A 24,856-nucleotide genomic window follows, 5' to 3' on the forward strand; every position below is an offset into this window, starting at 1 on the left:
CGGCTGCCGGCGCGGCGGCGGGCGCAGCGGGGGTCGCCGACGGTGCGGCGGGTGCCGCGGGTGCCGCGGGGGTCGCCTTCGCGGCGGCCGGCTTCGCGGCGCCGGGCTTGGCGGCCGACTTCGCCGGGGCCTTCGCCGCCGGCTTCTCCTGCGCGGCCGCGGGTGCGGCGACGCCGTCCGCCTCGAGGGCGGCCTTGAGCTTGCGGGCGACCGGCGGTGCGATCGCCGAGGCGGGTCCCTTGACGAACTCGCCCATCTCCTTGAGCTTGGCCAGAGCGACCTTGCTCTCGACGCCGATCTCGGCGGCGATCTCGTGAACGCGTGGGTTTGCCACTTCTCTCCTGTCCTGGTCCGCCCAGGACAGGGCGGACGTCAATCGCTGACGGGTCTCATTTCGAGCCGCTCATCAGTTGTCCATGTGCCGTTCATTCCTTCGTTCAGGGCTCAGGCGAGCCCGTCCGCCCACCGTGCGATGGGCGAGGTATCGAGGTGCCGCTGGCGCAGTGCCCGCGGGAGCGAGCGGATCGCGCGCTCCGCGCACTGCTGCGTCGGATGCACCCACGCGCCCCGGCCCGGAAGCCGTCGACCCTCGTCGACGACCGCGGTGCCGCCCGGCGCAGCGATCCGCACGAGTTGTGCGGGTTCGGTGCGCGCGCGACAGCCGAGGCACGTTCGGATGGGTTCTACTCTACAGGACGACACGCCCGGGCGCTGGAGCGATCTCAGTCCTCGTCCATCACGGAATCGGGCTGGATGTCGATCTTCGCCCCGGTGAGCTTCGCGGCGAGCCGGGCGTTCTGCCCCTCGCGGCCGATCGCGAGCGAGAGCTGGAAGTCGGGCACGAGCGCCCGCACGGCCTTCGTCTTCGCGTCGAGCATGAACGCATCCGACACGCGTGCCGGGCTCAGCGCGCTCGCGACGAACGCCGGCAGGTCGTCGGAGTAGTCGACGATGTCGATCTTCTCGTCGCCGAGCTCGGCCTGGACGGCCCGCACGCGCGCGCCGAGCTCGCCGATGCACGCGCCCTTCGCGTTGATGCCCGGCTGCGTCGCGCGCACGGCGATCTTCGTGCGGTGGCCCGCCTCGCGCGCGATCGCGACGATCTCGACGGCGCCCGAGGCGATCTCGGGCACCTCGAGCGCGAACAGCCGGCGCACGAGCGACGGGTGGGTGCGGCTCACGGTCACCTGCGGGCCGCGCGGGCCGCGCTCGACCTTCGTGATGAACACGCGCAGGCGCTGGCCGTGCTTGTACTCGGCGCCCGGCACCTGCTCCTCGGGCGGCAGCAGCGCCTCCATGTCGTCGCCGAGCTTGACGTGCACCATGCGCGGGTTCGTGCCCTGCTGCACGACGCCGGCGATGATGTCGCCCTCGCGGTCCTTGTAGGCGCCGAGCACCGACTCGTCGCTCTTGTCGCGCAGGGCCTGGAAGATGACTTGCTTCGCGGCGGTCGCGGCGATGCGGCTGAAGTCGTCGGTCGTCGCGACCGACTCGCCGATGCGGTTGCCGTCCTCGTCGAGCTCCGGCTCGAAGAGCGTCACCTCGCCCGTGCGGCGGTCGACCTCGACGCGCGGCTGCGGCGCGCTCGGGTCGGGCTTGTGCTCACCCGAGCGGACGTGCGCCTGCAGGATGGCCTGCTCGATGATGCGGATCAGCTCGTCCGAGGAGATCTCCCGCTCGCGCTCGACGGTCTTCAGCACGGTCAGATCGATCTTCACTTGTGGGCTCCTTGGGTCACGACTCATCCGGCATGCGATGCCGACCCAGCAGTCTACCGCCCGGCCGGCTCGCAGGGCGGCCCTCCTATGCTCGGCGGCATGGCAGCTCTCGACGAGGCGATCCTCACGGCCGGCGACTTCTGGTGGACGTGGATCGTCCTGCCGGTGCTCGCCCTGCTCGGCGTCTACTTCACGATCCGCTCGGGCGTCGTGCAGCTGCGGCTCTTCCCGGCCATGCTCCGGGTGCTGACCGACCGGACGCCGCTCGCGCGGGACGGCAGCACCCAGTCCGTCTCGTCGTTCCAGGCGTTCACGATCTCGGCCGCGAGCCGCGTGGGCGTCGGCAACATCGCGGGCGTCGCGACCGCGATCGCGATCGGCGGCCCGGGCGCGGTGTTCTGGATGTGGACGATGGCCTTCGTCGGCGGCGCCTCCTCGTTCATCGAGTCGACGCTCGCCCAGCTCTACAAGCACCGCGACGCCGACGGGTTCCGCGGCGGGCCGGCGTACTACATGCAGCGCGGCCTCGGCGCGCGCTGGATGGGCATCCTCTTCGCGATCATCCTCATCGTCTGCTTCCCCTTCGCGTTCTCGTCGCTGCAGGCGAACACGATCGTCGCGACGGTCACCTCGACCGTCGGCACGGATGCGGCGTGGCTGCCCTGGGCGATCGGCGCGGTCGTCGCGGTGCTCACGGGCCTCATCGTCTTCGGCGGCGTGCGCCGCATCGCGAAGGTGACGCAGTCGCTCGTGCCGGCGATGGCGTTGCTCTACCTCGTGCTCGGGCTCGTCATCGTCGCGATGAACATCACCGAGGTGCCGCGCGTGCTCGGCGAGATCTACGCGGGAGCGTTCGGCTTCCAGCAGGTCGCGGGCGGCGCGATCGGCACGATCATCATGCAGGGCGTCAAGCGCGGCATGTTCTCGAACGAGGCGGGCCTCGGCTCGGCGCCGAACGCCGGCGCGTCCGCCGCCGTCACCCACCCCGCGAAGCAGGGCCTCGTGCAGACGCTCGGCGTCTACTTCGACACGTTCCTCGTCTGCTCCATCACCGCGTTCATCATCCTCGTCTCGACCCCCGACCTCGCGGGCGCTGAGGGCGGCATCGACCTGACGTTCCAAGCGGTCACGGGCGAGCTCGGCGCGTGGGCCGGCATCGCCCTCTCGGTCATCGTGTTCCTGCTCGCGTTCTCGTCGATCATCGGCAACTACTACTACGGCGAGTCGAACATCGAGTTCATCACCGAGAGCCGCGCCGTGCTCACGACCTACCGCGTGCTCGCGGTCGTCGCGGTGCTCGCGGGCTCGGTCGTCGCGACCGCGACGGTGTGGAACACCGCCGACCTGCTCATGGGCATCATGGCGATCGTCAACCTCGTCGCGATCGGCCTGCTCTCGGGCGTCGCCTTCAAGCTGCTCAAGAACTTCGACGAGCAGCGCCGCGCGGGCAAGGACCCCGTGTTCACGCGCGACATGCTGCCCGAGCTCCGCGGCGTCGAGGAGTGGCAGGACGTCGAGTCGGTCACGGGCCAGTGGACGACCGTCGCGCCGCCGCAGGAGGAGCGCCGCACCGGCCGCTGAGGAGGTGGCATCGAGGCGCCCATCAGCCGCCGGCGGCGCGATGCCACGCCGCCGCCGCAGCGACCCGCCGGTGCACGTCCGGCGACGGCTCGATGGCGAGCTTCGCGAACACCGCGCTCGTGTGCTTCTCGACCGCCGAGACCGACAGGTGCAGGTCGCGAGCGATCGAGGCGTTGGAGCGGCCCTGGGCGATGCGCTCGAGCACGTCGCGCTCCCGCTGGGTGAGTGAGTCCAATCCGGGGACGGCGGCGGCGGCCGTCGGCGCCGCCCGCTCGAGGCGGCCGCCGATGGCGGCGACGCGGGCGGCGATCTCCGCGAGCTCCCGGTGCATGCGCTCGGCATCCGGCTCGGTGCGGACGATTGCGCCCGCGACGAGCGCGACCGGCAGCAGCGGCGCAGTGACGAGGAAGAGGGCATCCGTGACGATGCGCGACTCCTCCGGGGTGACCGCCCCGAGGGCGACGACCGCGGCGAGGACGGCGAGCGCCGCGAGCGGCCAGCGCAGCCGCGAGCGCAGCTCCGCGTCACCTGCGAGCAGGCGGGCGAGGCCGACGGCGACCGCCGCGATCGGCAGCGCGAAGACGGCGGCGGCCCAGTCGGCGATCGCGGCGGGGAGGGTCTCCGCGAGCGGCTCGAGCGGGCGACCGCCGAGCACCGCGGGAGTGGGGCCGGAGAGCGCCGCGACGAGCGGCAGCACGAGGGGCGCGGCGGCGAGCCACGACCACCGCGGCGCGCGGGGGCCCGGGTAGCCGGCTGCGAGCGGCACGAGCGCCGCGAAGCTCGCGATGAAGAGCAGCTGGGAGAGCAGGTGCAGCACCGTCCCCGGCATCCCTGGCTGCAGCACGATCGCGCCCGCCGAGAGAGCGACCGCCGTGAGCTGCCCGACCCCGATCGCGATGAGCAGGGAGCACACGAACCCGGTGGCGCGCCAGCGGCTGCCGAGCGCGCCCGCGAGCAGGAGCATCCACGGCACGAGCATCACCGGAAGCGCCTCCATCGCCGGCACGGCGGGCAGCCCGAGGGTGGCGGCGCTCGCGACGATGGCGACGGCGAGCGCGCCGACGAGCACGCCGGTCACCGCCGGCCGCGCTGGAGGCGTCGCTGCCATGTCGGCATCCTGCCACCGCGCCGCCCGCGCGGCGAGCCCGCGCGAGACCGGGACGTCGATCGTGCGGCTGCCCGCAACGAGCTTGAGGGCAGCCGCATGCCGTTCGCCCGCGCGAGGCGCCTACCGTCGCGTCGAGCGGCCGAGGGTCGGCCGCGGAACGGATCCATCATGAGCGTGAACACCCGCGACCGCAGCACCGCGAGCGACGTCCGCCGCACTCGCCTCGTGCGAACCGGTCAGGGCACCCTCATCGTCCTGTGCGCCATGTGCGCCGTCATCGGGCTGAGCACGATCTTCGTCGACGATCCCTTCGCACCGGAGGCGACGATCATGACCGCGTCGTTCGCGTGCCTGGCCGCCGCGCTGGGCGTCGGCGCCGTGCTGGCCGCACCAACATCCCTCGCCGCTCGACTGTCGCTCGTGGCGATGCCGCTCTTCTTCGCGTGGCACGTCGCGGCGCTCGGCACGTGGATCCCGGACGCGGTGCTCGCCGCCGTGAGCGTCGCTGCGGTGCTCATGGTCATCCTCGGCGCGCGCCGGCACCGCGGCGCCGAGGGCGCGGCGCTCGACGCCTAGCGCCCGAGCGCCGCCTCGAGCTCATCGATGCGCGCCTGCTGCCGCTCCCCGGTCGCGCGGTCCCACACCTCGACGAGGCCCTCGGGCGCGTCGCGGCCGACGACCACGATCTGCGGCACGCCGATGATCTCGGCGTCGCCGAACTTCACACCGGGCGAGACCTTCGGCCGGTCGTCGTAGAGCACCTCGAGGCCGCGCGACTCGAGGCTCGCGACGACGCCCTCCGCGATCTCGAACACGCCCGCGTCCTTGCCGGTCGCGACGACGTGCACGTCGAACGGCGCGACCTCGCGCGGCCAGATGATGCCGCGCTCGTCGCGCGACTTCTCGACGATCGCGGCGAGGTTGCGCGTGACGCCGATGCCGTACGAGCCCATCGTGACGGTGACGAGCTTGCCGTTGTGGTCGAGCACCTTGAGGCCGAGCGCCTCGGCGTACTTGCGGCCGAGCTGGAAGACGTGGCCGATCTCCATGCCGCGCTCGAGCGTGACGGGACCCGACCCATCCGGTGCCGGGTCGCCCTCGCGCACGTCAGCCGCCTCGACCCATCCGTCGCCGACGAAGTCGCGCCCGGCGACGAGGCCGAAGACGTGCTTGCCGGGCTCGTTCGCGCCGGTGATCCAGCTCGACCCGTCGACGACGCGCTTGTCGAGGAGGTAGCGGATGCTCGTGGCGCCCTCCTCCCCCAGCACGGCGCCCGACGGCGACCACGGGCCGATGTAGCCCTTCACGAGCCGCGGGTTGGCCGTGAAGTCGTCCTCGTCGGCCGCCGAGACCTCTGCGGGCTGGAAGGCGACCTCGACGCGCTTCTCGTCGACGTCGCGGTCGCCCGGGATGCCGACGACCACGAGCTCCTTCGAGCCGTCGAGGTGCGTCAGGCGCAGCACGACGTTCTTGAGCGTGTCGGCGGCGGTCCACTCGCGACCGTCCTCGCGCGGGAAGCGCGCGTTGGCGTCGGCGACGAGCGTCTCGATCGTCGGGGTGTCGGGGGTGTCGCGCACGACGGCGGCGGGGAGCCCCTCGATCGGCTGCGGCTCGGGCGCGAGCGTCTCGAACGCCTCGACGTTCGCGGCGTAGCCGCCCGCCGAGCGCACGATCGTGTCCTCGCCGACGGGCGTCGGGTGCAGGAACTCCTCCGACTTCGAGCCGCCCATCGCGCCGGCGTCGGCCGAGACGATGACGTACTCGAGCCCGAGGCGCGCGAAGATCCGCTCGTAGGCGGCGCGCTGGCGCTGGTAGCTCTCCTCGAGCCCCGCGTCGTCGATGTCGAACGAGTAGGCGTCCTTCATGGTGAACTCGCGAGCGCGCAGCAGGCCCGCGCGCGGCCGTGCCTCGTCGCGGTACTTGTCCTGGATCTGGAAGATCGTGAGCGGCAGCGACTTGTAGCTCGAGACGAGGTCCTGCACGAGCAGCGTGAAGACCTCCTCGTGCGTCGGCGCGAGCAGGTGGTCGGCGCCCTTGCGATCCTGGAGCCGGAAGATGTTGTCGCCGTACTCGGTCCAGCGTCCGGTGCGCTCGTAGGGCTCGCGCGGCAGGAGCCCGGGGAAGAGCACCTCCTGCGCGCCCGCCGCGGTCATCTCCTCCCGGATGATGCGCTCGATGTTGCGCCGCACCCGCAGGCCGAGCGGCAGCCACGAGTACAGCCCGGCGCCGGCGCGGCGGATGTAGCCCGCGCGCAGCAGCAGTCGGTGGCTCGCGACCTCGGCCTCGGCCGGGTCCTCGCGAAGCGTGGTGAAGAAGAGCTCGGAGAGGCGGATCACCCAGCGATCCTACGCGGGATCGTCGGCGGGCTGACTCACCAGGGCCGCTCGACGCCCGAGCCGCCGCCCTGACCGTCGCCGCCCTGGTCGTACTGGTCCTGCTGCTGCTGCTCGGTCTGGGCGCCCTGGTTCTGCTCCTCGAGCTGCTCCTCGGGCGACTGCGGCTCGTTCCCCTCGCCGTCGCCGTCGCCCTCGCCGTCGCCCTCGCCCTGCTCGGACGACGACTCCTCGAGCTTCTCCTCGATGCGCGGCACGGCGGCCTCGAGCTGCGCGGCAGTGTCGGCCTCGCGCTCGCGCGGCTCGTCGTGGCAGCCCTCCGGGGCGGAGCCGATGAGCGCGAGCGCCTCGGTGTAGAACGCGTTCGCGCCCTCGCGGTCGTCGCCCTCGCGGGCGGCGTCGCCCTGCTTCTCGATCGTCGTCGCGAGCGACGCGACGATGATGCAGTGCTCGTGCACCTGGCCCGCGGTGACGGGCTCGCCATGCAGCCGCAGCGACTCCTCGAGCTTCGCCCTGCCCTCCTCGAGCTCGCCGCTCATCGTGAGCGAGACGCCGAGGTCGAAGGGCGCCTTCCACGGCTCGACCCAGTTCCACAGCTCGAGCCCGCGCGCCGCCTCCGCGGCCTGCCCGTAGGCGCGGCCCTCGAAGCGGTCGATCGCGGTCTCGGAGAGCGCGCTGACGCTGATGAGCTTCGTCGACACGACGAGCACGGCGAGCGCGACCGGGATGAGCCCGAGCATGAGCCACCAGCGCAAGCGGCGGCGCTGCGGGTCGGTGAGCACGCGACGCGGGCGCGGCGGGATGGGGACGGTCACGGTGCCTCCGTCCGAAGGATGCCGCGGGTCGAGCGGAGCGAGCGCGCGAGGCTCAGCCCCTCCCACGCGAGCAGGAGCGCGATCGGCAGGCCCAGCACCCACGCGACCTCGAGCCGCGCCTCCTCGGTGCGGTCGAGGTTCGCGGCGCCGTCGAGCGCGGCCATGGGCCCGAGCGCGTCCGAGAGCGGGAGCCCCGGCTGCCGGTGCAGGTAGCTGACGCCGAGCTCGCTCGCGATCGACCGCAGCTGCCCCTCGTCGATGCGGCTCACCGCGTCGCCGCCGGCGGGATCCTGCAGGTAGCGGTCCTCGTTCGGGTTGAAGCTCGAGATGCGCATGCGCCCGCCCTGCTCCGTGCCGTAGCCGAGCACGAGCCCGCGGTCGACGAGCGCGCCGACGTCGGCGAACGACTGCGGCGGCTCCTCGGCGGTGTGCTCGCCGTCGCCGAGGTAGAAGACGATGGCGGGCGAGCCCGGGTCGGCCGCGGCCGAGCGCTCGAGCTCGGTGCGCAGCAGGTCGCGCCCGGCCGCGACCGACGTGCCCCGGGACTGCTGCGCGATCTCGGGCCGCAGCGCGCGCACCATCTCGATCACGGCGGAGCCGTCGTCCGTGAGGGGCACGCGCAGCAGCGCTTGGGAGTCGAACGAGATGACCGAGATGTCGGCACCGGCGAACGATCGCGCGATCTCGACGACGTCCTCCTGCATGCCGGCGAGCCGCGGCTCGCTCCCCCAGTCCTCGGCCGCGACGGATTGCGAGGTGTCGACGACGACGAAGACGCGGGCGGAGATGGATGCCGTGGGCACCTCGCCGCCGGGCAGCGCCGGGCGGAAGGCCATGGCGACCGCGAGCGCGACGAGCAGGGAGCGGCGCAGCCACGCGATCCTCCGGCCGCGCACCGCGATGAGCTGCCACACGCACAGCGCGAGCGCGAGCGCGCCGACGATCGCGACGACGACGGGCAGCGTGGGGTGGAACGTGATCACAGCCTCGCCCTCCACGCCATCGCCACGACCCCCGCGACGAGCAGCAGCACGACGAGCGGGAGCGCGCCAGGTCGGTCGACGACCTGGATCTGCGGCGGCGTCTCGATGTAGCCGGCCTCGATCGCGTTCACGCGGTCGACGATCTGCGGCACCGTCTGCGCGAAGTCGAGCGAGAAGTAGGCGCCGCCGGTGCCCTCGGCGATCTCGCGCAGCTCTTGCGAGGCCATGTCGCCGCCCCAGTCGAAGGGGTTGATCGCGTACACGCGCACCTCGTTGTCGACCGCGAGCTGGCCCGCTTGCGGCAGCGTGAAGATCTGCTGCCCGTTCACGACGTTGTCGGTCGCGAGGATGATCGAGCGCGGCCGCTCGCTCGCCTCGAGGTCGGCGAAGTCGAGCACGCACGAGGCGAGCCCGTCGCCGACGAGGGAGGCGCCGAGGCCGCTCGCGGTGCCCGCGAGGTAGTTGAACTGCTCGTCGGGGCCGAGGGTGCCGGTGAGCGCGCGCACGTAGCGGCCGAGCTGCTCCTGGATGTAGTCGTAGTCGCTCGTGAGCGGGAACGCCATGACGCTCGAGGCGTCGAAGATGCGCATGCCGATGCGCTCGCCGTCGAGCGATGCGGCGATGTCCTGGTAGACGCCGAGGATCTCGGCGTCGACGTCGACCATCGAGCCGGAGACGTCGAGGCACAGCACGATGTCGCGCTTGTAGTCGTCCTCCTGGTTGGCGTGCACGCCGGAGGGCCGGGCTGCGACGGCGCCCGCGACCGCGACTCCCGCGAGCGCCGCGACGAGCGCCGCACCGATCCAGAGCCGGTAACGGGCGAGCGCGCCGCGGAAGGCGGGCAGCGCCGTCATCCGGTCGACGTGCGCGACCGGCAGGCCGCGGTCGCGGCGGCGCTTCGGCAGCAGCAGCCCCACGATCGCGAGCGCGAGCCCCGCGACCACGACGATCGGCAGCAGCCACGGCCAGAGCAGGCTCACATCCACGTCGCCACCACCTGCCGCGCGGCGCCGATCGCCGCATCCGGGTCGTGCTTCGCCGCCCGCCGGAACGACGACGGGTAGTACTGCGCGACCGCGCCCTCGACCGCCGGCAGGTCGGCGTCCCGCAGGTCGCGGAGCGTCATGACCTCGGCGACGACGCCCGTCGACTCGTGCGCGAAGAAGCGCAGCACGAGGCTCAACCGCTGCGCGAGCTCCCTGGGCCCGATCTCGCCCGCCTCGTGCTCCACGGCGACCTCGTCGATCATCCGCAAGTACTTCTCCTTGACGCTGCGCACGTCGATCGGCACGGCGGGCGGCGGCGGGGGCTCGAGGATGCCGCGCGGGCGGGTCCAGAGCCACGCGAACGCGTAGGCGGCGACGACCGCGGCGAGCGCGAGCGCGCCGAGCAGCCACCACGGCCCGTAGCCGAACGGACCGTAGGTGTCGGGCGCGGGCAGCCCGCCGAGCTCAGCGACGCGCACGCCGGTGCCTCTCGAGCAGGCGGAAGAGCCCACCGATCGCGGTCGCGCTCGAGCCGATGCGCACCGAGGCGATGCCGAGCGAGCGCAGCCCCGCCTCGAGCCGCTCGCGCCGCAGCGCCGACTGCTCGTCGAACGCCCGGCGGAGCCCCTTGTCGCGGCGCAGGAACGACGGCAGCCCGAGGCCCGTGTCGACGCCGACGAGCTCGCGGTGGTCGCCCGCGCGCGCCATGAGGTCAGCGTCGCCGATCGAGACCCACAGCACCTCGTGGCGCGTGTGGAGGCGGCCGAGGTGCACGTCGAGGTCGTGCGTGTAGGCGAGGTCGTCGGCGATCACGACGATGAGCGAGCGGCGGCGCATGCGCCGCACCGCGTGCTCGAGCACCCCCTCGAGCCGCGAGAGCGGCCCGTCGATCGAGACCGCCTCGTCGATGCGCCGCAGCATGCGCTCGAGGTGCGCCTCCGAGCCGCCCTCCGGCATGCTCTCGGTGCGCTCCTCGTCGCCCATGAGCAGCGCGACGCGATCGCCGTGGCGCGTCGCGAGGTAGCCGAGCACGCCCGCGACGAGGATCGCGAGCTCGCGCTTCGACTCCCCCGACTCCGCGATCGCCGCCATGTTGCGGCCCGAGTCGACGACGAGCAGCACGTTGTGCTGGCGGGAGGCGATGTAGCGCTTGATGAGCGGCACGTGGCTGCGCGCCGTCGCCTTCCAGTCGATGTCCTTGACGTCATCGCCCGGCTGGTACTCGCGCAGGTCGTCGAAGTCGTGGCTGCGGCCGTGGTGGATCGACTGGTACTCGCCCTCGAGCAGCTCGAGGGTACGACGGTGCGCGTGGATCGACATGGTCGTCTTCACCTTGCGCAGCCGTCGTTCCATGACCGGTCCTACGGCGTCCGCACGGCGCCGAAGATGGCGTCGATGATCTGCTCGGTCGTCACGCCGTCGGCCTCGGCCTCGTAGCCGAGGATGAGGCGGTGCCGCAGCACGGCGTGCCGCAGGTCCTTGACGTCCTCCGGGATCACCCAGTCGCGACCCTGCACGAGCGCGAGCGCCCGCGCAGCTTGCGAGAACGACAGCGAGCCGCGCGGGCTCGCGCCGTACTCGATGTAGCCGGCGAGCTGCGCGCCGATGTAGTCGGTCGCGTGGCGCGTCACGTACATGAGCTGCACGACGTAGTTCGTGATCGCCTGGTCGACGTAGACGCGCTTCGCGAGCCCCTGCAGGAACCGCACGTCGTCGAGCGTCGCGACCGGCTCGCCGTGCCCCTGCTCGAACACGCCCGACTCGGCGCGCCGCACGATCTCGGCCTCCTCGGTCGGCGAGGGGTAGGTGAGCACCTCCTTGAGCAGGAAGCGGTCGAGCTGCGCCTCGGGCAGCGTGTAGGTGCCCTCCTGCTCGATGGGGTTCTGGGTCGCGAGCACGAGGAACGGCTGCGGCAGCGGGTGCGTCTCGCCGCCGATCGACGTCTGCCGCTCCTGCATCGCCTCGAGCATCGCCGACTGCGTCTTCGCGCTCGAGCGGTTGATCTCGTCCAGCAGCACGAAGTTCGCGTGCACCGGACCGAGCTGGGTGCGGAACTCGCCCGTGTGCTGGTCGTAGATCTGGGTGCCGACGATGTCGCTCGGCAGCAGGTCGGGAGTGCACTGGATGCGGTGGAACGACGCCGAGACCGAGCGCGCGAGGGTCGCGGCCGCGGTCGTCTTCGCGAGCCCGGGCACCGACTCCATCAGCACGTGGCCGCCCGTGAGGAGCGCGACGAGCAGCGAGCGCAGCAGCTGGTGCTGCCCGACGACCGTCGACTGGAACGACTGCTCGACCGAGCGGATGATCGCCTTCGCGCGCTCGAGCTCCTCAGGCGTGATGGGGTCCCGTCCGGGGACTGCTGCGGACACGCGCGCTCCTATCGGTGGCGGTCGGTGGGTGGGCCGTCGTCGGGCGGGCCGTCGGTCGTCGACGGCACCGCCTCGGTCACGCTACCGGCTCGAGCCATGCGCGGCCGGTGACGCCGCCGTGCCTCACGCGGGCTGCGGCTCGCGCCGTCGTGTCGCGGCGATCGCGGCGATCGCGATCGCGGCGATGAGCGGCAGCATCGCGAGGTTGAGGCCCGCGTAGCCGACGAGCCCGAGGATGGGGCCGGCCGTGGCGCCGGCGGCGGCGCCCGCGAGCCCCATCACGAGGTCGGAGCGGCCCTGGAGCGCGGGGCGCAGCGGCGGCTCGACCGCGGCGGCGACGAGCGTCGAGCCGGCGACGGTCGCGGCGCTCCAGCCGAGGCCGAGCAGCGCGAGCCCGACCGGGGCGAGGTCGACGGGCAGCGCGAGGTTCGAGGCGATCGAGAGCAGCAGGATGCCGGCGCCGACGAGCACGGTCGAGCGAGCGCCGACGCGGTCGGTGAGCCAGCCGAAGACGGGCGAGAGCGCGTACATCCCCGCCGTGTGCGCACTCATCGTGAAGCCGATGACGCCGAGGTGCTGCCCGGCGTGGTCGAGGTGCACGGGGGTGAGCGCCATGACCCCGACCATCGTCGCGTGCGCGGCCGCGACCGCGATCACGGCGGCGAGGGCCCGCGGGTGCTCCGCGAGGCGCAAACGCGGCGGCGTCGTCGGCGCGGGCGCCCCGATGCGGCTCTCGAGCAGCGGGTCGGGCCGCAGCAGCGTCCACAGCACGATCGCGACGACCGCCATCGCGACGGCGCTGATGAGGTACGCGCCCACGAGCGGCGGGAGGCCGAGCCCGACGCCGAGCGCATCGCCGGGGCCGATGAGGTTCGGGCCGACGACGACGCCGATCGTCGTCATCCAGACGACGAGCGAGAGGTCGCGGCCGCGATGCCTCGGGGTCGAGAGGTCGGTCGCGGCGAAGCGCGACTGGAGGTTGACCGCCATCGCGCCGCCGAGCACGAGGAAGCCGGGCAGCACTATCGCGGCGGCGCCGATCGTGCCGCCGATCGCGAGCGTGAGAGCACCCGCGAGGGCGAGCAGCGCGCCGCTCGTGAGCGCCACGCGGCGGCCGCGGCGCTGCGCGAGCCGCGCGAGCGGCACCGCGAGCGCAGCGCCGCCGAGCGTCAGGAGCGTCGCGGCGAGTCCCGCGAGCTCATCACGGCCTGTCACCTGCGCGACGAGCAGCGAGCCGACGCCGAGCGCGACGCCGTTCGAGAGCCCGCCGAGCGCTTGCGCGAGCGAGAGGACGGCGAGCGTGCGGCGCTGCGCCGGGTGCTGCCGCACTGGCTGCCCCGGCTCGTCGACCGCTGGGGTCGCGCTCACCTCAGGCGGTGACGACCTGGGCCTCGCCCGCGGGCAGGCCCTGCTCGTCGGCGATGCGGCGAGCCTCCTCGATGAGCGTCGCCACGATCTCCGCCTCGGGCACCGTCTTGACGACCTCGCCCTTGATGAAGATCTGCCCCTTGCCGTTGCCCGACGCGACCCCGAGGTCGGCCTCGCGCGCCTCGCCCGGGCCGTTCACGACGCATCCCATGACCGCGACGCGCAGCGGCACCTGCACGTCCTTGAGGCCCTCGGTCACCGAGTCGGCGAGGGAGTAGACGTCGACCTGGGCGCGGCCGCACGAGGGGCACGAGACGATCTCGAGCTTGCGCTCGCGGAGGTTGAGCGACTGCAGGATCTGCATGCCGACCTTGATCTCCTCGACCGGCGGCGCCGAGAGCGAGACGCGGATCGTGTCGCCGATGCCCTCGGAGAGCAGGATGCCGAACGCGGTCGCCGACTTGATCGTGCCCTGGAACGCGGGGCCGGCCTCGGTGACGCCGAGGTGCAGCGGCCAGTCGCCGCGCTCGGCGAGCAGGCGGTAGGCCTTGACCATCACGACCGGGTCGTTGTGCTTGACCGAGATCTTGAAGTCGTGGAAGTCGTGCTCCTCGAACAGGCTCGCCTCCCACACGGCCGACTCGACGAGCGCCTCGGGCGTCGCCTTGCCGTACTTCTCGAGCAGGCGCGGGTCGAGCGAGCCGGCGTTGACGCCGATGCGGAGGCTCACGCCCGCGGCCTTCGCGCGCTTGGCGATCTCGCCGACCTGGTCGTCGAACTTGCGGATGTTGCCGGGGTTGACGCGCACGGCGGCGCAGCCGGCGTCGATCGCCTGGTAGACGTACTTCGGCTGGAAGTGGATGTCGGCGATGACCGGGATCTGGCTCTTCTTCGCGATGATGTGCAGCACATCGGCGTCGTCCTGGCTCGGCACGGCGACGCGCACGATGTCGCAGCCGGTCGCGGTGAGCTCGGCGATCTGCTGGAGCGTCGCGTTGATGTCGGTCGTCTTCGTCGTGGTCATCGACTGCACCGAGACGGGCGCGTCGCCGCCGACGAGCACCTTGCCGACCTTGATCTGCCGGGTCTTGCGTCGGGGCGCGAGCGTGAGCGGCGCGGGGCTCCCGAGGTTGATGGCTGCCATGGGCGACAGCCTACGCGGCGGTGCTATGACGAAGCCCCGCGGCGTGCGGCCGGCCGGCCGGCTGGCAGGATCGTCGGGTGATCACGGCAGCGGCAGACGGCTCCTCCCTCGGCAACCCCGGCCCGACCGGCTGGGGCTGGTACATCGACGACGCGCGATGGGCGGCGGGCGGGCAGCGCACGGGCACGAACAACATCGGCGAGCTCTCGGCGGTCGTCGACCTGCTGCGGCAGACGCGCGGCGTCGACGAGCTGCTCATCCTGTGCGACAGCCAGTACGTCATCAACTCGGTGACGAAGTGGATGGCCGGCTGGAAGCGGAAGGGCTGGCGGAAGGCCGACGGCAAGCCGGTCATGAACCGCGAGCTGCTCGAGGAGCTCGACCGGCTCATGGCGGAGCGGAAGGCCGAGGGCGGCACGGTGCGCTTCGAGTGGGTCAAGGGCCACGCGGGCCACCCGCTCAACGAGGCGGCCGACCGGCTCGCGAACGGCGCGGCCGCGGCGTACCAGCGCGGGGCCGTGCCGGATGCGGGACCGGGGTTCGGGGGCGTGACCCCGACGGCGGCGCCCACGGCCCCCGCCGCCGAGGCGACTGGCGCGCGGGACGCGGCCGACGCATCCGCCATGACCGCCGCCGAGGCCCCTGCCTCGCCCGACCTCTTCGACGGCTTCGACTTCCTCACCGACACGGCCGTCGAGGCCGAGGTCGTGCGGCTCGAGCGCTCGCTGCTGAGCGACGAGGTGCGCGCCGACCCGGCGAGCGTCGCGGCGCTGCTGCACCCCGAGTGGGAGGAGATCGGCGCCTCCGGCCGCCGCTGGAGCCGCGACGAGCTGCTCGCCGAGATCGCGCCGCTCGCGGAGCCGACCGAGCTCGAGGTGCTCGCGACGCACGAGCTCGGCGACGACGCGCTGCTGCTCGTGTGGCGCTCGGTGAGCGCTCGAGGGAGCGTGCTGCGCAGCTCGCTGTGGGTGCGGGCGGGCGGGCGCTGGCGCCAGCGATTCCACCAGGGCACGCCGGAGGCGTGAGCTACCCCCCGAACAGCGCGATCGGCTTGACGATGTCGGCGTAGACGAGCAGCGCGCTCATGATGCCGAGCAGCCCCGTGACGACGAGCGTCACCGGCACCCACTTCGCGGTGTCGAGGGGCGTCGCGACCGTGCCGCGCAGCCTCGCCCACCCGCGGCGCACCGCGTCGACGAGCGCGCCGAGGATGTGGCCGCCGTCGAGCGGCATGAGCGGGATCAGGTTGAAGACGAACAGCGCGACGTTGAGGCTCGCGAGCAGCTGCACCATCGCGCTGATGCGCTCGAGCACCGGCACCTGGTCGAGCGCCGCGATCTCGCCCGCCATGCGGCCGACGCCGACGACCGACATCGGTCCGTTCGGGTCGCGCTCCCCCGGCCCGAACGCCGCCGCGGCGACGTCGACGAGCCGCTGCGGCAGGTTGACGATGAGCTGGCCGACGCGCCAGACGTTGTCGCCGACCGCCGGCAGCACCGCCGAGGCGGGCTGCTGCGCGATCTCGTACTGCGGGCCGACCCCCGCGAAGCCGACCGTCTCGGTCAGCTGCCGGCCGTCGACCTCGACGGGATCGCCGCGGTCGTCGAAGACGTAGCGCTCGGTCGCGAGCGGCGTGAGCTGCAGCGCCTGCTCGGCGCCGTCGCGCTCGACGACGAGCTCGACGCGCTGCCCCGCGAGCTCGCGGATCGCGGCCTGCACGTCCTCCCAGCCCGCCGCGGGCCGGCCGTCGATCGAGACGATCGTGTCGCCCGGCTGCACGCCGGCCTCGGCGGCGGGCGCGAGCGGATCGCCCGGCTCGCACTCCGCGCGCTCCTCCGAGGCGGCGATGACGCACTCCGAGACGCTCGCGACGGTCGTCGAGGGCACCGCGATGCCGAAGCCGCACAGCACGATCGCGTAGAGCACGACCGCGAGCACGAGGTTCATGAGCGGGCCGCCGAGCATGATCGCGATGCGCTTCCAGGTCGCGAGGCGCCAGAACGCCCGCTCCTCCTCGCCCTCGTGGATCGTCTCGGCGCTCGAGTCGCGGGCATCCTGCACGAGGGTGTCGAAGAAGCCCGTCGACGCATCCCTCGACTCCCCGCCGACCTTGAGCGGCGGGAACATGCCCGACATCGAGATGTAGCCGCCGAGCGGGATCGCCTTCACGCCGTACTCGGTCTCGCCGAAGCGCCGCGAGAAGAGCGTCGGGCCGAAGCCGATCATCCACTGCCCGACGCGCACGCCGAAGAGCTTCGCGGGCACGAGGTGGCCGATCTCGTGCAGGCCGATCGAGACGGCCAGGCCGATCACGACGACGAGCACGCCGACGGCGTAGAGCAGCACGGCTTCCATGTCGCCCGCCAGGCTACTGCCGGCACCTATCAGCCGTGCACGCGGATGCGGTGGCGTCCATAGGCGGCGCGGCTAGCGTCACTCGCATGCCCGCTCCCGCCAGCCGCGCCGTCGCCGAGCGCGTCGCGCCCGGCGGGAGCGCCCTCGGCCTCATCGCGGGGCTCGTCGGCGTCGCGCTCGTCGTGTTGCTCGTCTTCGTCGCGTCGAGGCCTCCCGCCGAGCCCGTGCCGGTGCCGCAGTCGGCGCGCGTCGAGGGCGAGCTGCCCGCGCGGGTCGGCGACTGGCGCGGCGCGCAGCTCGAGCACGCGGCGATCATCATGCGCGCGGGCCGCGACCTGGGCCTCTCGGAGCGCGACGTGCGGCTCGCGGTCATGACGGCGATGGGCGAGTCGAGCCTGCGGGTGCTCGATCGGGGCGACGAGGCGGGGCCCGACTCGCGCGGCCTCTTCCAGCAGCGCCACGGCTGGGGCCCGTACGAGGTGCGCATGGATGCGTACGGCTCGGCCGTGCTCTTCTACCGCGCGCTCGCGAGGGTCGAGGGCCGCGACGCGATGGCGCCGACGCGCGTCGCGCACGCGGTGCAGATCAACCGCGACCCCGACCACTACGCGCGCTGGTGGGACGACGCGGGCGAGGTCGTCGCGGCGATCGACGCCGCCGACGTGCGCGTCGAGCTCGACCGCTCGGGCTGACGCCCGCCTCGTGCGCCGCGCGCAACCCCTCCCGCTCGATCCTCCTTGACTCGACACAGGCGCATACCTGGACCCCATCTCCCGAACGGGACCCGAGATCTCGGGTCCGCATGCCGAGATGGGGTCCGTTGCGCGCGGCGCGGCAGCGCCGCGTCAGCCTCGCAGCCGCTTCCGCATGTGCACGTCCGTCTCCGTCGCGGTGCGGCGCACGCCGTCGCGGTCGACGTACTCGTACGTCGTCGTCGAGCGCTCTCCCGTCTCGGCGTAGCCGAGGCGGCGGTAGAGCGCCGCCGCTCTCGGGTTGTCGACGCCCACGCCGAGCTCGATGAGCGTCGCCCCCATCGCCGCCACCTCCCGCTCGGCAGCGCCGATGAGCGAGGCGCCGATGCCACGGCCGCGCGCGGCCTCGGCGACGAAGAGGTGGCGCAGCTCGGGCACGTCACCCGGCACGAGCACGCCAGAGCCGAGCGGCTCGCCGTCCTCGAGCGCGACGAGGAAGAGCACCTCGCCCGCCTCCTGCCGGCGCAGGTGCGACGCAGCCACAGCGGCGCCGGGAGGCTCCGACGCCGCGAGCCTCCACGCATCCGCCGCCGTCGCTCGTCGGACCTCGACCGTCACCGCCCGACGCCGCAGATCTCGTCGGCGGCGCGACGCGCCCAGCGCTCGGCCTGCAGCACGTGCTCGACCGTGAGCTCGCCCGGCTCGTGCTGCTCGAGCACGCGCTCGACCGCCGGCAGGATGTCGAGGAAGCCGATCTCGCCGAGGTGGAAGGCCTGCACCGCTTGCTCGTTCGCGGCGTTGAAGACCGCGGGGAACGTCGAGCCCGCCCGCCCGACGCGCTTCGCGAGCGCGACCGACGGGAACGCATCCTCGTCGAGCGGCTCGAACGTCCAGGTCGACGCGCGCGTCCAGTCGAGCGGCACGCCGACGCCCGCGACGCGGTGCGGCCAGTCGAGGCCGAGCGAGATCGGCAGCCGCATGTCGGGCGGCGAGGCCTGCGCGATCGTCGAGCCGTCGACGAACTCGACCATCGAGTGCACGATCGACTGCGGGTGCACGGTCACGTCGATGCGGTCGAAGGGCACGTCGAACAGCAAGTGTGCCTCGATGACCTCGAGTCCCTTGTTCACGAGCGTCGCGGAGTTCGTCGTCACCATCGGACCCATGTCCCACGTGGGGTGCGCGAGCGCATCCGCGGGGCTCACGGCCGCCATCCGCTCGCGAGACCAGCCTCGGAACGGACCCCCGGATGCCGTGAGCACGAGCCTGCGGACCTCGCGCGCGTCGCCCGCGAGCAGGCACTGCGCGATCGCCGAGTGCTCGGAGTCGACCGGCACGAGCTGCCCGGGCCGCGCGCGCTGCATGACGAGGTCGCCGCCCGCGATGAGCGACTCCTTGTTGGCGAGCGCGAGCACGCGGCCGGCGTCGAGCGCCGCGAGCGTCGGCGCGAGGCCGACGGAGCCCGTGATGCCGTTGACGACGACGTCGCTCTCGACCGACTCGATCATCGTCACGGCGGCGTCGGCGCCGAGCGCGGCCTCGCCGCCGAACTCGGCCTGCTGCGCCTCGAGGCCCGCGCGGTCGCTGCCGGCGACGAGCCCGGCGACCTCGAAGCGGTCGGGGTTCGCGCGGATGACGTCGAGGGTCTGCGTGCCGATCGAGCCGGTCGAGCCGAGCACGATCACACGGCGGCGCATCAGCGGGCTCCCTCGGCCTCAGCGGGCCGGTCGTGCTGCGCGACGACCTCGCCGTCCGCGACGATCGTCGGCTCGTGCAGCACCGGGAACGCGACGGAGGATGCGATGAAGCAGTCGCGACCGGCCTGCCCGTGCGCGTCGAGCGCATCCGCCGCCTGCGTCGCGTCGGCGATCGTGACGACGGGGTGCAGCACCGCGCGCGTGAAGCGGCCGCCGGTGCCGCTCGTCTCCATCTCGCCCGTCGCCGCGTCGCGGTAGGCGGTCACGACGATGCCGCGGCTCGCGGCCTGGTGGAGGTAGCTGAGCATGTGGCACTGCGCGAGCGCCGCGAGCAGCAGCTGCTCGGGGTTGTGGCGACAGCGGTCGCCGCGGAACGTCGGATCGGCGGAGCCGAGGATGTCGGGGAGGCCCTCGACGCGCACGACGTGCTCGCGCGTGTAGGAGCGGTAGGTCGCGGTGCCCTCGGAGCCCGCTCCCGTCCACTCGACCTCGACGGCATAGGCGTGGCGCATCGGCATGGCTCCAGCGTAGGCGCGGCCCGTCGGGAGCGCCCGCTCGCGCGCGCTCAGGCGTAGGATCGGCGGCATGACTGACACCGTCGCCACCGCGCCCTCCCGCTCGATCGTCACGGAGATCCCCGGCCCGAACAGCCGCGCGCTCCTCGAGCGGAAGGCGGCCGCCGTCCCCCAGGGCATCCCCCACCAGCTGCCCGTGTTCATCGCTGAGGCGCATGACGCGATCATCACCGACGTCGACGGCAACCGCTTCATCGACCTCGGCTGCGGCATCGGCGTGACGACGATCGGCCACACGAACGACGCGGTCGTCGCCGCGGTGCGCGAGCAGGTCGGCAAGCTCACCCACTCGCTCTTCGGCACGACGCCCTACGAGCCCTACGTGCGCGTCGCCGAGTACCTCGCGAAGCACACCCCCGGCGACTTCGCGAAGAAGACCTTCTTCGTCAACTCCGGCTCGGAGGCCGTCGAGAACGGCGTGAAGATCGCGCGCAAGTTCACCGGCCGCCGCGCGGTCGCCGTCGTGGAGCACGGCTATCACGGCCGCACGAACCTCACGATGACGATGAACTTCAAGCCCGCGCCGTACGCGACGGGCATGGGTCCGCTCGCCTCCGACATCTTCCACGCCCCGGGCTCCTACCCGCTGCACGACGGGCTCGACGGCGCCGAGGCGGCCGAGCGCACGCAGTACTACCTCGAGAAGCACGTCGGCGTCTCCGACCTCGCGTGCCTCGTGATCGAGCCCATCCAGGGCGAGGGCGGCTTCATCGTGCCCGCCGACGGCTACCTGCCCGCGATGCAGGAGTGGTGCACCGCGAACGGCGTCGTCATGATCGCCGACGAGGTGCAGTCGGGCATCTCGCGCACCGGCGCGACCTTCGCGTCGTCGCTGTTCGGCTGGGAGCCCGACATGGTGCTCTCCGCCAAGGGCATCGCGGGCGGCATGCCGCTCGCGGGCGTCACCGGCCGCGCCGAGATCATGGACTCCGTGCACACCGGCGGCATCGGCGGCACCTTCGGCGGCAATCCCGTCTCGTGCGCCGCGGCGGTCGCCGTCTTCGAGCAGATCGAGGAGCACGACCTCAACGCGCAGGCCCAGCGGGTCGAGCGCGTGCTGCGCCCGCTGCTCGACGAGCTCGCCGAGCGCCACGAGGAGATCATCGAGGTGCGCGGCCGCGGCGCGATGCTCGCGATCGAGCTCGTCGACCCCGCGACGGGCGCCCCCGTGCCCGCCGCGCCCATCTCGAAGGCGTGCGGCGAGGACGGCGTGCTCGTGCTCACCGCCGGCACCGACTACAACGTGCTGCGGTTCCTGCCGAGCCTCGCGATCACCGACGACCAGCTGCGCGAGGCGGTCGACGTCATCGATCGCGCGATCGCGAGCACGAAGGCCGCCTGATGCTCATCGGCGTCCCGCGCGAGATCAAGACCGACGAGGCGCGGGTCGCGCTCACCGCCACCGGCGCGACGGAGCTCGTCGCGCGCGGCCACGAGGTGCTCGTCGAGTCGGGCGCGGGCGTCGGCAGCGGCATCGCGGACGAGGCGTTCGAGGCGGCCGGCGCGCGCATCGTCGCGACGGCCGAGGAGGCCTGGAGCGCGCAGCTCGTGCTCAAGGTCAAGGAGCCCGTCGGGCCGGAGCTCGACCTCCTGCGCGACGACCTGACGCTCTTCGCCTACCTCCACCTCGCGGCGGCGCCCGAGCTCGCGCAGGCGCTGCTCGATCGCGGCACGACCGCGATCGCCTACGAGACGGTGCGCGGACCCGACGGCTCGCTGCCGATGCTCGCCCCGATGAGCGAGGTCGCCGGCCGGCTCTCGGTCGTGCAGGGCGCCTCGCTGCTCACCGCGCCGCAGGGCGGCGCCGGGCTGCTGCTCGGCGGCGTGCCCGGCACGCGCTCGGGGCACACGGTCGTGCTCGGCGGCGGCGTCGCCGGCACCGCGGCGGTCGAGATGGCCGTCGGGCTCGGCTCGCGCGTCACGGTGCTCGACGTCTCGCTCCCGCGACTGCGCCAGTTCGACGCGATCTACGGCGGGCGCGTGCAGACGCTGCACTCCAACCGCGTGACGGTCGAGCAGGCCGTCGTCGACGCCGACCTCGTGATCGGCTCGGTGCTCATCCCGGGCGCGAAGGCGCCGAAGCTCGTCTCGAGCGAGCTCGTCGAGCGGATGCGTCCCGGCTCGGTGCTCGTCGACATCGCGATCGACCAGGGCGGGTGCTTCGCCGACTCCCGGCCGACGACGCACGGCGACCCGACGTTCGACGTGCACGGCACCGTGTTCGCGTGCGTCGCGAACCTGCCCGGTGCCGTGCCGCGCACGTCGACGGAGGCGCTCACGAACGCGACGCTCGCGGCGACGCTGCGGCTCGCCGACCTCGGCTGGCGCGACGCCCTGCAGGCGGACGCCGGTCTCGCGGCGGGCCTCAACACCACGGGCGGACGGGTGGCGCACGAGGGCGTCGCCTCGGCCCTCGGCCTTCAGGCAGCATCGGTGGCGTCGCTGCTCGGATAGCGCAGCCTCGCGAAGCGCCCGCCCTGGAGCAGCCAGGCGGGCGCTTCGCGCATCGGCGGCGCGGGCGGCGCGTGCCGCAGCACCTGCCGGAGCGCCCGCTCCTCGACGCCGAGCACGACCACGGGACGCTCGGCGCGGAGCCGGTCGAGCTCGCCCCACGCCGCCTCCCACTCGGCGACCGAGCCGACGACCGCGGTCGCGGTCGCGCCGACGGCAGGTCGCGCGGCGCCCGCGAGCGAGGCCGGCAGCGCGGCTCCCGCTCCCAGCACGACGGCGAGCGGCCCCTGCGGCATCGGCACGGTCGCGGGCGCTCGCCGCGGCGCCGGCGCGTCGGGCAGCGCGAGCTGGATGCGCTCGTCGGCGAGCCAGCCCGCGCCGGGCGGCAGCCCGGCGTCGTGCAGCGCGCCGGCGCCGCCCGCGACGACGTGCTCCTGCCGGCTCGCGATCCGCAGCAGCACCAGCCACTCGGCGAGCGCGGCGACCTGGCTCATCGCGCTCGAGACGCGCCGCGCGGTGAGCGCGACGGCGGCGCCCTCGCGCATGCGGCGCAGCAGCAGCTGCACCGCGACCGCTTGCTGCGCCTCGCCGAGCCGAGCGAGCTGCAGGTCGAGGTCGTCGACGACGAGCGCGCTGTGCGCTCCGGGTGCCCCGGCCTCCTCGAGCGCGTCCCACAGCGCGTCCTCCCGATCGATGACCGCGACGCCGAGCTGGCCCGCGATGAGGTCGGCGAGGCTCGAGCGGCCGCTGCCCGCACCCCCGATCGCGAGCAGCGGACCGTCCACCGCCGGCCGCCACCGCACGGGCTCGACCGCCTGCCGCGCCGGCCGGTCGACGAGGCCGAGCCGCACCGTGCGATCGCCGGCGCCCTCGCCGCCGCCGGCCGCGCTCGCGAGCGGCACGTCGGTGAGCCGCACGCGGGCCGGGAGCGGCTCGCGCCACGGCCGCGGCGGCCTCGGCATCGCCGCGGCCGCCGACACGAGCCGCTGCAGGAGCGCGGGCGACGCGAGCGCGGCTTGCGCGAGCCGGGTGGCGCCGCCGCTCACGCGCACGACGCATCGCCCGCGCGCCTCGAGCGGGATCGCCGCCGCCTCCGGACTCCCGGTCACCGCGACGGCGTCGGCCTCGGAGGTGACGCGCAGCGAGATGCGGATGCCGCAGTTCGCGAGCAGCGCGTCGCGCACCGCGTCGGCCGGTCGCTGCGTGCACAGCACGAGGTGCACGCCGAGCGAGCGTCCCCGCGCCGCGAGGTCGACGAAGAGCCGGTGCAGGTCGGGCAGCTCGTCGAGCATCGCGGCGAACTCGTCGACGACGATCACGAGGCGCGGCAGCCCGGTCGCCTCCTCGATCGAGCGCGCGCCCCGCTCGGCGAGCGCGCGCTCGCGCCGCCGCAGCTCGGCGCGGAGGCTCTCGATCGCCCGTCGCGCGCCCGCCTCGTCGAGATCGGTCATGACGCCGACGACGTGCGCGAGCGCCTGCAGCGCCGTGAAGGACGCGCCGCCCTTGAAGTCGACGAGCAGGAACGACACCTCCTCGGTCGAGCGGCCTGCCGCCATCGCCGCGACCCACGCGACGAGCAGCTCGCTCTTGCCTGCGCCGGTCGTGCCGCCGACGACCGCGTGCGGCCCGTCGCGCACGAGGTCGAGCACCACCGGGGCGCCGGCGACGAGGAAGACCGCCTCGAGGCCGCGCTCCCCCGTCGGCAGCGCGTCGAGGTCGACGCGGGCGGGGAGCCCGCCGGCGCGCCGGAGCCCCGCGTGCTCGGCGGCGAGCGCGAGCGAGCGGGCGGCGCTCGCCGCCTCCCGCTCGCTGAGCGCCGTCGGCGCGAGCTCGCGGCCCGCGAGCCGAGCGGCGTCGAGCGCGGCCCGCACCACGACGCGGCACTCGCGCGGCAGGAGCGCCGGCGCGAGCGCGGTCGCGATCGTGACGTCGACGTCGTCGCCGACGACCCGCACGTGCCCGCCCGGCTCCCGGTGCACGGGGTGCGGGAGGGGCGCGAGCCAGTCCCACGCCTCGCCGTCGGGCGCGATGACCTCCGCCTCGTCGGGCGCGACGACGTCGAGCACCTGCACGAGCGCGGCGCGCGCGAGCGCGACCGCGATCGCGGGCGGGCCGACGAAGCCGATCCCGTCGCGCGCGTCGACCGTCACCGGCCCCTCGACGACCGCCGCGGCCGAGCGCAGCCGAGTCACCTCCTCGGCAGCGCCGAGCCGCAGCACCGCGGGGTCGCGCGTGGGGACCGCGCCCTCGACGACGATCCCCGAGGGCAGCGCACCGATGCCGAGCACGACGTCGAGCGGCGCCCCGCGCGAGCGGCGCCAGCGGTGCGGGTCGTGCGGCGGCCGCGCCGCGACCCGTCGCGCGTCGGGGTGCGCGGCCTCGAGCTCGCGCCGCCGCTCCCCGACCGCCCGGTCGATGCGCTCCGCGGCATCCGCGATCTCCGCGCGCCAGCGCGCCTCCTCGCGGCGCGACCGCGCGCGCCGCACGCGCCTGCCGTCGCCGAGGCTCGCGAGCGCGATCACCGGGCCGAGCAGCGCGAGCACGAGCACGGTGGGCGTCTGCAGCAGCAGCCACATGGCCACGGCCCCGAGCACCGGAGCGAGGCTCGCGAGCAGCGGGAACGACGCGGGCTCCGGCTCGGCGGGCGGGCGCGGGAGGTCGATGCGCGACTCCATGGCGGC

General features: G+C 73.8%; 24 protein-coding genes. 6 read left to right on the forward strand and 18 right to left on the reverse strand.

Annotation, left to right across the window (positions count from 1 at the left end; all coding sequences use genetic code 11):
- The 3 genes from JQT67_RS12410 to nusA form a co-directional block, all read right to left on the reverse strand.
- The coding region (locus JQT67_RS12410; protein ID WP_208065078.1) for a translation initiation factor IF-2 N-terminal domain-containing protein at positions 1-334 on the reverse strand (334 nt) is incomplete at its 3' end.
- A gap of 110 nt (positions 335-444) precedes the next feature.
- The gene (locus JQT67_RS12415) at positions 445-702 is read right to left on the reverse strand and encodes a YlxR family protein (RefSeq protein ID WP_031224055.1); all 258 of its coding nucleotides are present in this window, start codon (positions 700-702) and stop codon (positions 445-447) included.
- Between the two features lie 20 nt (positions 703-722).
- Positions 723-1,718: a transcription termination factor NusA gene (gene nusA / locus JQT67_RS12420; RefSeq protein WP_021011196.1), complete on the reverse strand. Its 996-nt coding sequence runs from the start codon at positions 1,716-1,718 to the stop codon at positions 723-725.
- A gap of 99 nt (positions 1,719-1,817) precedes the next feature.
- On the opposite strand from nusA, the gene JQT67_RS12425 reads away from it, so the two are divergent.
- Positions 1,818-3,299 carry a sodium:alanine symporter family protein gene (locus JQT67_RS12425; protein ID WP_208065080.1) on the forward strand — a complete coding sequence of 494 codons (1,482 nt, stop codon included), beginning with the start codon at positions 1,818-1,820 and terminating at the stop codon, positions 3,297-3,299.
- A 22-nt stretch (positions 3,300-3,321) separates the two neighbouring features.
- Here JQT67_RS12425 and JQT67_RS12430 read toward each other — a convergent pair whose 3' ends face one another.
- A complete protein-coding gene (locus JQT67_RS12430; RefSeq protein ID WP_208065082.1) occupies positions 3,322-4,407 on the reverse strand; it encodes a helix-turn-helix transcriptional regulator in 1,086 nt (361 codons plus the stop codon).
- Between the two features lie 168 nt (positions 4,408-4,575).
- Between JQT67_RS12430 and JQT67_RS12435 the strand changes: the two genes are divergently transcribed.
- Positions 4,576-4,983: a hypothetical protein gene (locus JQT67_RS12435; RefSeq protein ID WP_208065084.1), complete on the forward strand. Its 408-nt coding sequence runs from the start codon at positions 4,576-4,578 to the stop codon at positions 4,981-4,983.
- Here the strand turns inward: JQT67_RS12435 and JQT67_RS12440 are convergent.
- From JQT67_RS12440 to ispG, 9 genes are all read right to left on the reverse strand, one after another.
- Complete coding sequence (locus tag JQT67_RS12440; RefSeq protein ID WP_208065085.1) at positions 4,980-6,743, reverse strand: proline--tRNA ligase; 1,764 nt, start codon at positions 6,741-6,743, stop codon at positions 4,980-4,982. The genes JQT67_RS12435 and JQT67_RS12440 overlap by 4 nt on opposite strands.
- Positions 6,744-6,778: 35 nt before the next feature.
- Positions 6,779-7,555, reverse strand: a complete 777-nt coding sequence (locus JQT67_RS12445) for a hypothetical protein (RefSeq protein ID WP_208065086.1) — start codon at positions 7,553-7,555, stop codon at positions 6,779-6,781.
- Positions 7,552-8,553, reverse strand: coding sequence for a VWA domain-containing protein (locus JQT67_RS12450; RefSeq protein WP_208065087.1), 1,002 nt, complete (start codon positions 8,551-8,553; stop codon positions 7,552-7,554). Before JQT67_RS12450 ends, JQT67_RS12445 begins: the two co-directional genes overlap by 4 nt.
- Complete coding sequence (locus tag JQT67_RS12455; RefSeq protein WP_208065088.1) at positions 8,535-9,524, reverse strand: VWA domain-containing protein; 990 nt, start codon at positions 9,522-9,524, stop codon at positions 8,535-8,537. The genes JQT67_RS12450 and JQT67_RS12455 overlap by 19 nt, the downstream gene beginning before the upstream one ends.
- Positions 9,515-10,003: a hypothetical protein gene (locus tag JQT67_RS12460; RefSeq protein WP_208065089.1), complete on the reverse strand. Its 489-nt coding sequence runs from the start codon at positions 10,001-10,003 to the stop codon at positions 9,515-9,517. The genes JQT67_RS12455 and JQT67_RS12460 overlap by 10 nt, the downstream gene beginning before the upstream one ends.
- Complete coding sequence (locus JQT67_RS12465) at positions 9,990-10,877, reverse strand: DUF58 domain-containing protein (protein WP_208065090.1); 888 nt, start codon at positions 10,875-10,877, stop codon at positions 9,990-9,992. Before JQT67_RS12465 ends, JQT67_RS12460 begins: the two co-directional genes overlap by 14 nt.
- A gap of 8 nt (positions 10,878-10,885) precedes the next feature.
- Positions 10,886-11,893, reverse strand: coding sequence for a MoxR family ATPase (locus JQT67_RS12470; RefSeq protein WP_208065091.1), 1,008 nt, complete (start codon positions 11,891-11,893; stop codon positions 10,886-10,888).
- A 123-nt stretch (positions 11,894-12,016) separates the two neighbouring features.
- Positions 12,017-13,261 carry an MFS transporter gene (locus tag JQT67_RS13805; RefSeq protein ID WP_307864333.1) on the reverse strand — a complete coding sequence of 415 codons (1,245 nt, stop codon included), beginning with the start codon at positions 13,259-13,261 and terminating at the stop codon, positions 12,017-12,019.
- Between the two features lies 1 nt (position 13,262).
- Positions 13,263-14,405, reverse strand: coding sequence for a flavodoxin-dependent (E)-4-hydroxy-3-methylbut-2-enyl-diphosphate synthase (gene ispG / locus JQT67_RS12480; protein ID WP_021011186.1), 1,143 nt, complete (start codon positions 14,403-14,405; stop codon positions 13,263-13,265).
- Positions 14,406-14,482: 77 nt separating this feature from the next.
- On the opposite strand from ispG, the gene JQT67_RS12485 reads away from it, so the two are divergent.
- A complete protein-coding gene (locus JQT67_RS12485) occupies positions 14,483-15,430 on the forward strand; it encodes a ribonuclease HI family protein (RefSeq protein WP_208065092.1) in 948 nt (315 codons plus the stop codon).
- 1 nt (position 15,431) lies between these two features.
- On the opposite strand, the gene JQT67_RS12490 is transcribed toward JQT67_RS12485, so the two are convergent.
- Positions 15,432-16,760: an RIP metalloprotease gene (locus tag JQT67_RS12490; protein ID WP_208065093.1), complete on the reverse strand. Its 1,329-nt coding sequence runs from the start codon at positions 16,758-16,760 to the stop codon at positions 15,432-15,434.
- Positions 16,761-16,846: 86 nt separating this feature from the next.
- Between JQT67_RS12490 and JQT67_RS12495 the strand changes: the two genes are divergently transcribed.
- Entirely contained in the window at positions 16,847-17,452 is a 606-nt protein-coding gene (locus JQT67_RS12495; protein WP_208065094.1) for a hypothetical protein, read from the forward strand.
- 153 nt (positions 17,453-17,605) lie between these two features.
- On the opposite strand, the gene JQT67_RS12500 is transcribed toward JQT67_RS12495, so the two are convergent.
- From JQT67_RS12500 to JQT67_RS12510, 3 genes are read right to left on the reverse strand one after another with little or no spacing between them, the layout of a single operon-like run.
- Positions 17,606-18,070 carry a GNAT family N-acetyltransferase gene (locus JQT67_RS12500; RefSeq protein ID WP_307864334.1) on the reverse strand — a complete coding sequence of 155 codons (465 nt, stop codon included), beginning with the start codon at positions 18,068-18,070 and terminating at the stop codon, positions 17,606-17,608.
- Positions 18,067-19,149, reverse strand: coding sequence for a 1-deoxy-D-xylulose-5-phosphate reductoisomerase (dxr, locus tag JQT67_RS12505; RefSeq protein ID WP_208065095.1), 1,083 nt, complete (start codon positions 19,147-19,149; stop codon positions 18,067-18,069). The genes JQT67_RS12500 and dxr overlap by 4 nt, the downstream gene beginning before the upstream one ends.
- Positions 19,149-19,667, reverse strand: a complete 519-nt coding sequence (locus JQT67_RS12510; RefSeq protein ID WP_208065096.1) for an OsmC family protein — start codon at positions 19,665-19,667, stop codon at positions 19,149-19,151. Before JQT67_RS12510 ends, dxr begins: the two co-directional genes overlap by 1 nt.
- A 67-nt stretch (positions 19,668-19,734) precedes the next feature.
- Here JQT67_RS12510 and JQT67_RS12515 point away from each other — a divergent pair, with 67 nt between their 5' ends.
- Both JQT67_RS12515 and ald read left to right on the forward strand, forming a co-directional pair.
- Entirely contained in the window at positions 19,735-21,066 is a 1,332-nt protein-coding gene (locus JQT67_RS12515) for an aminotransferase class III-fold pyridoxal phosphate-dependent enzyme (RefSeq protein ID WP_021011179.1), read from the forward strand.
- Positions 21,066-22,178 (forward strand): alanine dehydrogenase, encoded by a 1,113-nt coding sequence (ald, locus tag JQT67_RS12520; protein ID WP_021011178.1) that lies wholly within the window; start codon positions 21,066-21,068, stop codon positions 22,176-22,178. The genes JQT67_RS12515 and ald overlap by 1 nt, the downstream gene beginning before the upstream one ends.
- Here the strand turns inward: ald and JQT67_RS12525 are convergent.
- Positions 22,145-24,850, reverse strand: a complete 2,706-nt coding sequence (locus tag JQT67_RS12525; protein ID WP_208065097.1) for an FtsK/SpoIIIE domain-containing protein — start codon at positions 24,848-24,850, stop codon at positions 22,145-22,147. The genes ald and JQT67_RS12525 overlap by 34 nt on opposite strands.
- Positions 24,851-24,856 lie beyond the last annotated feature (6 nt).

It is taken from the genome of Agrococcus sp. TF02-05, assembly GCF_017565345.1.
In the GTDB taxonomy this organism is placed as follows: Bacteria; Actinomycetota; Actinomycetes; order Actinomycetales; family Microbacteriaceae; genus Agrococcus; species Agrococcus pavilionensis.

Coding starts and splice junctions, on each gene's coding strand:
- JQT67_RS12495 (WP_208065094.1), top strand. CDS start 16,847: ATGCCCGCTCCCGCCAGCCGCGCCGTCGCCGAGCGCGTCGCGCCCGGC.
- ald (WP_021011178.1), top strand. CDS start 21,066: ATGCTCATCGGCGTCCCGCGCGAGATCAAGACCGACGAGGCGCGGGTC.
- JQT67_RS12515 (WP_021011179.1), top strand. CDS start 19,735: ATGACTGACACCGTCGCCACCGCGCCCTCCCGCTCGATCGTCACGGAG.
- JQT67_RS12465 (WP_208065090.1), bottom strand. CDS start 10,877: ATGGAACGACGGCTGCGCAAGGTGAAGACGACCATGTCGATCCACGCG.
- JQT67_RS12490 (WP_208065093.1), bottom strand. CDS start 16,760: ATGGAAGCCGTGCTGCTCTACGCCGTCGGCGTGCTCGTCGTCGTGATC.
- dxr (WP_208065095.1), bottom strand. CDS start 19,149: ATGCGCCGCCGTGTGATCGTGCTCGGCTCGACCGGCTCGATCGGCACG.
- JQT67_RS12510 (WP_208065096.1), bottom strand. CDS start 19,667: ATGCCGATGCGCCACGCCTATGCCGTCGAGGTCGAGTGGACGGGAGCG.
- JQT67_RS12435 (WP_208065084.1), top strand. CDS start 4,576: ATGAGCGTGAACACCCGCGACCGCAGCACCGCGAGCGACGTCCGCCGC.
- JQT67_RS12430 (WP_208065082.1), bottom strand. CDS start 4,407: ATGGCAGCGACGCCTCCAGCGCGGCCGGCGGTGACCGGCGTGCTCGTC.
- ispG (WP_021011186.1), bottom strand. CDS start 14,405: ATGGCAGCCATCAACCTCGGGAGCCCCGCGCCGCTCACGCTCGCGCCC.
- JQT67_RS12525 (WP_208065097.1), bottom strand. CDS start 24,850: ATGGAGTCGCGCATCGACCTCCCGCGCCCGCCCGCCGAGCCGGAGCCC.
- JQT67_RS12425 (WP_208065080.1), top strand. CDS start 1,818: ATGGCAGCTCTCGACGAGGCGATCCTCACGGCCGGCGACTTCTGGTGG.